General features: G+C 66.9%; 6 protein-coding genes and 1 riboswitch. Of the genes, 3 read left to right on the plus strand and 3 right to left on the minus strand.

From position 1 onward, the window contains the following. Nucleotides 1-4: 4 nt before the first annotated feature. Both DBZ45_RS12680 and DBZ45_RS12685 read right to left on the minus strand, forming a co-directional pair. Nucleotides 5-1,030, minus strand: a complete 1,026-nt coding sequence (locus DBZ45_RS12680; RefSeq protein WP_111904263.1) for an agmatine deiminase family protein — start codon at nt 1,028-1,030, stop codon at nt 5-7. Then, nucleotides 1,027-2,097: a nitrilase-related carbon-nitrogen hydrolase gene (locus tag DBZ45_RS12685; protein WP_111904264.1), complete on the minus strand. Its 1,071-nt coding sequence runs from the start codon at nt 2,095-2,097 to the stop codon at nt 1,027-1,029. Before DBZ45_RS12685 ends, DBZ45_RS12680 begins: the two co-directional genes overlap by 4 nt. Before the next feature lie 228 nt (nt 2,098-2,325). On the opposite strand from DBZ45_RS12685, the gene DBZ45_RS12690 reads away from it, so the two are divergent. Continuing rightward, complete coding sequence (locus tag DBZ45_RS12690) at nt 2,326-2,805, plus strand: Dps family protein (RefSeq protein WP_111904265.1); 480 nt, start codon at nt 2,326-2,328, stop codon at nt 2,803-2,805. Between the two features lie 111 nt (nt 2,806-2,916). On the opposite strand, the gene DBZ45_RS12695 is transcribed toward DBZ45_RS12690, so the two are convergent. Beyond that, entirely contained in the window at nt 2,917-4,488 is a 1,572-nt protein-coding gene (locus tag DBZ45_RS12695) for an MFS transporter (protein WP_440130518.1), read from the minus strand. 72 nt (nt 4,489-4,560) lie between these two features. On the opposite strand from DBZ45_RS12695, the gene DBZ45_RS12700 reads away from it, so the two are divergent. Together DBZ45_RS12700 and DBZ45_RS12705 are read left to right on the plus strand one after the other, a co-directional pair. Then, nucleotides 4,561-5,100 (plus strand): TetR/AcrR family transcriptional regulator, encoded by a 540-nt coding sequence (locus DBZ45_RS12700; RefSeq protein ID WP_076803542.1) that lies wholly within the window; start codon nt 4,561-4,563, stop codon nt 5,098-5,100. Between the two features lie 122 nt (nt 5,101-5,222). Continuing rightward, nucleotides 5,223-5,321: riboswitch (glycine riboswitch) on the plus strand. Between the two features lie 188 nt (nt 5,322-5,509). Next, a partial coding sequence (locus DBZ45_RS12705; protein WP_440130517.1) for a glycine dehydrogenase (aminomethyl-transferring) occupies nt 5,510-7,389 on the plus strand: 1,880 nt, incomplete at its 3' end.

Consider the following 7,389-nt stretch of genomic DNA (forward strand, 5'->3'; position numbering starts at 1 on the left):
CTTTCTAGACGGCAGCGGGCTGCTGCTGGGTAATGCAGTGAATGCCCCCGCCGCGGGCGAAGAGTTCGCGGGCATCGATGCCCACTACCTTTCGCCCCGGATATGCATCCGCGAGGACGCGGAGTGCCTTCTCGTCGTTGGGGTCGGCGAACGTGCATGCGATGACTGCGCCGTTGACCACCACGTGGTTGATGTAGCTGTAGTCCACAAAGCCCTCCGGATCCGTCAGGGCAACGGGCGCCGGCACCTCGATGATCGACCATTCCCGGCCGGCGGCGTCCGTGGTGGAGGACAGGAAGCTGATGATTTCGCGGCTGATCTCGTAGTCCGGGTGGGCGGGGTTCTGCTGGGAATGGACCAGCAGGGTGCCCGGGGACGGGATGGCGGCCACGATGTCCACGTGCCCGCGCGTTCCGAACCGCTGGGAGTCGCGGGTGAGTCCGCGCGGCAGCCAGATCACTTTCTTGGCGCCGATGGTCCTGGCCAGTTCGGCCTCGACGTCGGCCTTGCTGAGACCGGGATTGCGGCCCGGATCCAGCTGCACTGTTTCGGTGACCAGCACCGTCCCCTCGCCGTCCACCTGGATTCCGCCGCCCTCGTTGACCAGTTGGGACACGAGGTGCCGGGCGCCGGACCGGCCGGTCACCTCGGCGGCGACCAGCGAGTCCTTTTCCCAGCTCGCCCAGTCCTGGGCGCCCCAGCCGTTGAAGACCCAGTCCACCGCACCCAGGGCGCCGTTTCCGTTTAGGACAAACGTCGGGCCGATGTCGCGCATCCAGGCGTCGTTGAGTTCCGCCGTCAGCACCTCGACGGCGGGGGACAGGTAGCGGGCGGCAGTCCCGACGTCGGACGGGTCCACCACCATGGTGACCGGTTCAAACTCGACGGCGGCATTGGCGACGGCGGCCCAGACGGACCGGGCGGCGTGCGCCTCCTCTGCGGTGTCCCCGAGGGTGTAGCCGCCCGTGGGGAAGGCCATCCAGAGGCGCTGCTGATGCGCCGTTTCGGCGGGCATACGCCACGTGCTCATGCGTTGACCCGCTCGCTGGTTGAGGTCGCGTCCCCGTTGGTTGAGCTTGCCGAAACCCCGGCGTCGCTGCCGAACGGCTCCTCCGGGCGGAGCGGTTGGGTGAGCCGTGCGTAGGTGTCCGGGCGGCGGGTGGTCAGGAACGGGAACAGCGTCAGCCAGTCCTTGCGCTGGTCCAGGTCGAGGTCGGCAACGAGAACAGCCGACTCGTCGCGCGGTGCCTGGACCAGGATGCGGCCGTAGGGGTCGGAGATGAAGGAGGAGCCGTAGAAATTCAGGCTGCCCTCCTGGCCCCAGCGGTTCGGGACCACCATGAACAGGCCATTGGCGATGCCGTTGCCCACGATGACCTGCTGCCAGAGCGGCTGGGTGTCAAAGTCCGGGAACAGCGGCTCGGAACCGATCGCCGTCGGGTACACCAGCAGTTCGGCGCCGCCGAGGGAGTACATGCGGGCCAGTTCGGGAAACCACTCGTCCCAGCAGGTGGGCATGCCCAGCCGGGCACCGCCGAGCTCAGCCGGGGCGTGGACCTGGTAGGCGTCCTCCGCGGGCGGACCCTGGCGGAAGAACTTGTCCTCGTAGTATCCGGCGGTCACCGGGATGTGCAGCTTGTGGGTGCGGGCCAGGAGCTCGCCGGACGGGGACACGAGGATGGAGGTGTTCAGCCCCAGTCCGTCATCCGAGCCGACCGGGTTGCCGGCGCGCTGGTAGAGCGATGCATGCACGGTGATGCCGTTCCGGCGGGCAGCCTCGGCTGCGAAGCGGAAGGTGGGGCCGGTCAGCAGGTCCTCGGCGGCGTCGGAAGGGCGCGGCCGGTCCTCGCCCCGCCGCCCAAGGTCATTCTCCGGAACCTGGTCTGCGGGGTAGCGGGAGAGCGTGAGCTCGGGCAGGAACACCACGGTGGCACCCAGCCGGGCGGAACGGTCGATGCCCTCGTTGAGTTCCGCGCGGAGTGCGGCGGCGCTGCTGTGCCAGCGGTGCTGCACGACGCCCACCCTCAAGGCTGGACGTCCGGACGGCTCTGTCCGGGCGAGCGAAGCAGGCGCGTTGAGGCAGGTTATTTCGATCATGATGATTTCTCCAGTGAGACGACCGTCACTAAATGAATGACGTTCATTTAGTATGCACCTGCCGTGGCGAGGTGGCAAGGGCGAACTGAATGCCGCTCATTTATGACCCTTCTCGTTCCGGACGCGCAAAGTAGTAAGTAAGCTGATCGTGAAATTCGGGTTCCGGCGCTCCCTGTGCCCGAGTGTCTGCGGTAGCGTCGGAACCACTGGACCATTCGAGGAGGATTCATGAAGGCTTCACCGACACTGACCAACAACATGCAGGCCGTCCTGGCGGACCTGATCGAACTGCACATCCAGGGCAAGCAGGCGCACTGGAACATCGTTGGAACCAACTTCAGGGATCTGCACCTTCAGCTGGACGAGATTGTCGACGCTGCCCGGGCCTTTGCCGATGACATGGCGGAGCGCATGCGCGCCCTGCATGCCCTGCCGGACGGACGCAGTGCCACCGTGGCGAAGGCGACCCACCTTCCGCAGTTCCCCGACGGGCTCATCAGCACCAAGGATGCGATCGACCGCATAGTCGCTGCACTCGAGGCGGCCGTGGGCACCATGCGCAAGGTCCATGACGAGGTGGATGAGGAAGACCCCACCACTGCGGACCTGCTGCACACCTTCATCGAAAAGCTCGAGCAGTACGCGTGGATGGTAGGCGCCGAGAACATGAAGGCGTCGGCCAGCGTCACGCACCCCGACACCAAGTAGCCGGCGCGCCGCGCCGCCGGCTGGAGTACGGGCAGCCCTGGAGGAATTTCTCCGGGGCTGCCCGTTTCTGTATCCGTCACCTTGCGTACGGCGCCGGTTACTGCGTCCCCGCTACTTCGCGCGCGGGACGCGGCGAAGTACGACGGCGGCGAGCACCGAGGCTCCCGCCATCAGTACCAGCGCAATCGCCGCGGTGATGTGGACACCCGAATCAAACGCTGCCCGGGCGGCCGCCGTGAGGCCCTCGGCCACCGGGGCCGGCAATGACCCGACCAGCTCCATGGCGCCGGCTAGCGTTTCCCTGGCCTGGTCTGCGGACGCCGCCGGGATGGTTTGGGCAACAGAGTGGGGCAGGGAGAGGTGCTGCTGGTATGACGCGGTCAGGATCGATCCCAGGATGGCTGTGCCCAGGAGTGAGCCCACCTCGTATCCGGTCTCCGAGATCGCTGCGGCCGCTCCGGACTTGTTCGCCGGCACGGCGCCGAGAATCAGGTCGTTCGAGATGGTTTCGGCAGATCCCACACCCAGCGCCAGAATAAGGAGGGCGGCCAGCAGCGCTGCGGGACCGGCGTCGTGATCCCCGAACGCCACGAGGGCGTAGCCGGTGGCGCTCAGCGCCAGTCCCGCGGCCACCACGAAGCCGGGGCGGATCTTCCGGACCAGCGGAACCACCAGCAGTCCCGCCACCACCATGGCAGTAAGGGCGGGCAGCATCGCCGTGCCGGATTCCGACGGCGACATGCCTTCAAGCAGCTGCAGGTGCTGGGCCAAAAACAGGATGAAGCCGTTGTAGGAGAACAGCGCCAGGACATTGGCCGTGATCGCAGTACTGAACACGCGGTTCCGGAACAGCGACAAGTCCAGCAGGGGGGATGCGAGGGCGCGCTGCCGGCGGACGAACACGAGGCCCATGGCCAGGCCAAAGGCCAGAACTCCGAGGGCCTGCACACCGGGGCCGTGGGTGGCCAGTTCCTTGATGCCGTAGACCACCGGCACCATGGTCAGCATCGACAGTGCAATGCTGGCCCCGTCCACCCGTCCCGGGCTGGGGTCCTTGGACTCAGGAATGAGGAAGCGGCCGAAGACCAGCGGCGGCAGCATGATCGGTACGGCCACGAGCAGGACGGCGCCCCACCAGAAGTGCTCCACAAGCCAGCCACCAAAGATCGGCCCCAGTGCGGCGCCGCCGGAGAACCCGGCAGCCCAGATGGCCACTGCCAGCCTCCGCCTGCCGGGCTCCCGGAAGATGTTGCGGATCAGGGACAGCGTGGACGGCATGAGCATGGCGCCGAAGAATCCCATGGCCGCGCGGCCTGCAATGAGCCACTCGGCGCTCGGGGCGAAGGCCGACGCCGCTGAGACTGCCGCAAAACCCGAAATGCCGACCAGCAGCAGCCGGCGGCGCCCGATCCTGTCGCCGAGGCTGCCCATGGCCACCAGGAGTCCGGCGAGGACCAGGGCATAGGCATCCACGATCCACAGCAGCTGCACGCCCGAGGGGTCCAGGCTGCGGGCGATCGCGGGAAGGGCAAACGTCAGCGCAGTGTTGTCCACGGCAACCAGGAGAACCGGGAACATGAGCAGGGCCAGGGCGAACCAGTCGCGCGTGCCGCCACCGGGTGAAGGCTGGCCGTGCGAAACCTCGCCGGCAAAAGTGTGCTCGGGGTGCAGGGCTGAGTTCATGGTCATAAGTTAACTATACCGTCTGGACGGTATAGTTATAGCCCTCCCGCTGAAGGAGGCATGATGGAAGCCATGCCCAGAAAACCGGTCGCCCGCGGCGCAGTGCTCGATGCGTTTGAATCCCTGCTGATCGAGGTGGGGGAGCGTGCCGCCACGCTTGACGCCGTGGCTGCCCGCGCCGGGGTGTCCAAGGGCGGGCTGCTGTATCACTTCCCGAACAAGGAAGCGTTGATCGGCGTGCTGCTGGACCGGCTCGACGAGTTCGCGGAGGCGGACGCCCAGGCCATGGCCGCGGCTCCTGAGGGTGCGGCCGCCTACTTCATCAAGTCGTCCGTCTGGGCGGACACCCCGCTGGACCGCGCCATCGTGGCCGCCACGAGGCTCGCCGAGGTGGCGCACGAGGAAACCCGGCGCCGGTTCGCCCACATCCAGCAGCGGTGGCTCGACGAGATCGCCCGCGACGTCGGGCCGGGCCTGGCCAAGGCGGTCCTGTACATGGGTGACGGGCTCTACTTCAATGCCATGCTTTCGATCGGCCCCGCGGCGACGCCGTCGGAGACCGCTGCTGACGTCGAGAGCCTTCTCGCCGCCCTCGACCGGCTGCGGGGGTAGGTGCACGCCGTGCTGCCCGCCGCCGGGGTGTGCCAGCCCACGCCGCCACAGTTTGCAGACGCGATCCCGGCGTAGGAGAATAGCCTCTGTGACAGCTGTCACCGCTCAACTGAATATGCCTTCGATCTGCGGCGGGAGAGTCCTGCAAGTAGGTACAAGCAGGCGCCGTAGGAGCAAAACCTCCCCAGGAATCTCTCAGGCCCATGTACCGCCGCGGCAAGGCAACTCTGGAAAGCAGCAGGCTGCCCGCATTGAATGTTCCGCCACGCGCGGACGGTTCAGGGCATGCTGTGCTCACCGACGGTGCAAGCGGGGCTGTGCGTAGGCGCAGCAACGCGGAAACTCTCAGGTCCAATACAGAGCGGGGAGGAACCCGAATCACTGTGGCGTACCCTGCGCCGCCTTAGTTATGGAGTTCCTTTTGACCGTAGATTCAGCCTCCGCCTCCTTTGTCGACCGGCATATTGGTGCCCGCCGGCAGGCCGACGTCGAAGCCATGCTCAAGGCCGTCGGCTACGAGACTGTCGATGCTCTGGTTGACACGGCAGTGCCGAAAGACATCCGGCAGGACTCCCCGCTGGAGCTTTCCCCGGCCCTGAGTGAAGTCGAAACCCTCGCTGAACTCCGGAAGCTCGCGGCCAAGAACAAGACCGCCGTGCAGATGATCGGCCAGGGCTACTACGACACCGTCACGCCGCCGGTGATCCGCCGCAACATCCTTGAAGCCCCCGCGTGGTACACCGCGTACACGCCGTACCAGCCGGAGATTTCCCAGGGCCGCCTCGAGGCGCTGCTGAACTTCCAGACCATGGTCCAGGACCTGGTCGGCCTGCCGATCGCCAACGCGTCGCTGCTGGATGAAGCCACGGCGGTGGCCGAGGCCGTACTGCTGATGCGCAGGGCCAACAAGAACAAAGACGCAAAGGACGGCAAGACTGTCCTGGACGCGGACTCCCTGCCGCAGACCATCGCGATCGTCAAGGGCCGAGCCGAGGCGCTTGGCTTCGAGGTCGAGGTTGCCGACCTGTCCAAGGGACTGCCCGATGGCAACATCAACGGCGTCGTGCTCCAGCAGCCCGGCGTTTCCGGCCGCGTCTTCGACCACACCGGGGTCATCGCCGCCGCCAAGGAACGCGGCGCGCTGGTAACGGTGGCCGCTGACCTGCTGGCGCTGACGCTCATCACTCCTCCGGGCGAGCAGGGCGCCGACATCGCCGTCGGCTCCGCCCAACGACTGGGCGTCCCGCTGTTCTACGGTGGACCGCACGCCGCATACATGGCCGTGCAGAAGGGCCTTGAACGCTCCCTTCCCGGCCGCCTCGTAGGCGTCTCCAAGGACAACGCCGGCACTCCCGCCTACCGCCTCGCGCTGCAGACCCGCGAGCAGCACATCCGGCGCGAGAAGGCCACGTCCAACATCTGCACCGCGCAGGCGCTGCTGGCCATCGTCTCCTCCTTCTACGCCGTGTACCACGGACCGGAAGGCCTGAAGGCGATCGCCGAAACTGCACACGGCCACGCCAAGACCCTGGCCGCCTCGCTCAAGGCCGCCGGGCTGGACGTCCTGCACACCAGCTTCTTCGACACCGTGACGGTTTCCGTCCCGGGCAAGGCCGCCGGCATCATCGCCGCCGCCGAAGAGAAGGGCATCAACCTCCGCAGCATCGACGCCGACTCCGTTGGCATCTCCACTGATGAAACCACGACGCCGGCCATCGTCGCTGACGTTCTTGCTGTCTTTGGTGCCAAGTCAGTGGGGTCCACGGGCAGCTTCGCCCTGGATGCCGCCGTCGAGCGTTCCTCCGCATACTTGCAGCACCCGGTGTTCAACACGCACCGGTCCGAAACCCAGCTGCTGCGTTACATCCGCAAGCTCTCGGACCGTGACCTGGCGCTGGACCGCACCATGATCCCGCTGGGCTCCTGCACCATGAAGCTGAACGCCACGGCCGAGATGGAAGCCATTTCCTGGCCCGAATTCGCCTCGATCCACCCGTTCGCCCCGGACTCGCAGACCGAGGGCTGGCGCGAACTGATCGATGGTCTGGAAGCCGACCTCGCCGAGATCACCGGGTACGACCAGGTGTCCATCCAGCCGAACGCCGGCTCGCAGGGTGAGCTCGCCGGGCTGCTGGCGATCCGCGGCTACCACCTGTCCCGCGGCGATGACCAGCGCAACATCTGCCTGATCCCGGCCTCGGCGCACGGCACCAACGCCGCCTCGGCCGTGCTGGCCGGCATGAAGGTCGTCGTCGTGGCCACCGCCGCCGACGGCACCATCGACCACAC

This window comes from Arthrobacter globiformis (genome assembly GCF_003261175.1).
GTDB lineage: Bacteria > Actinomycetota > Actinomycetes > Actinomycetales > Micrococcaceae > Arthrobacter > Arthrobacter globiformis_A.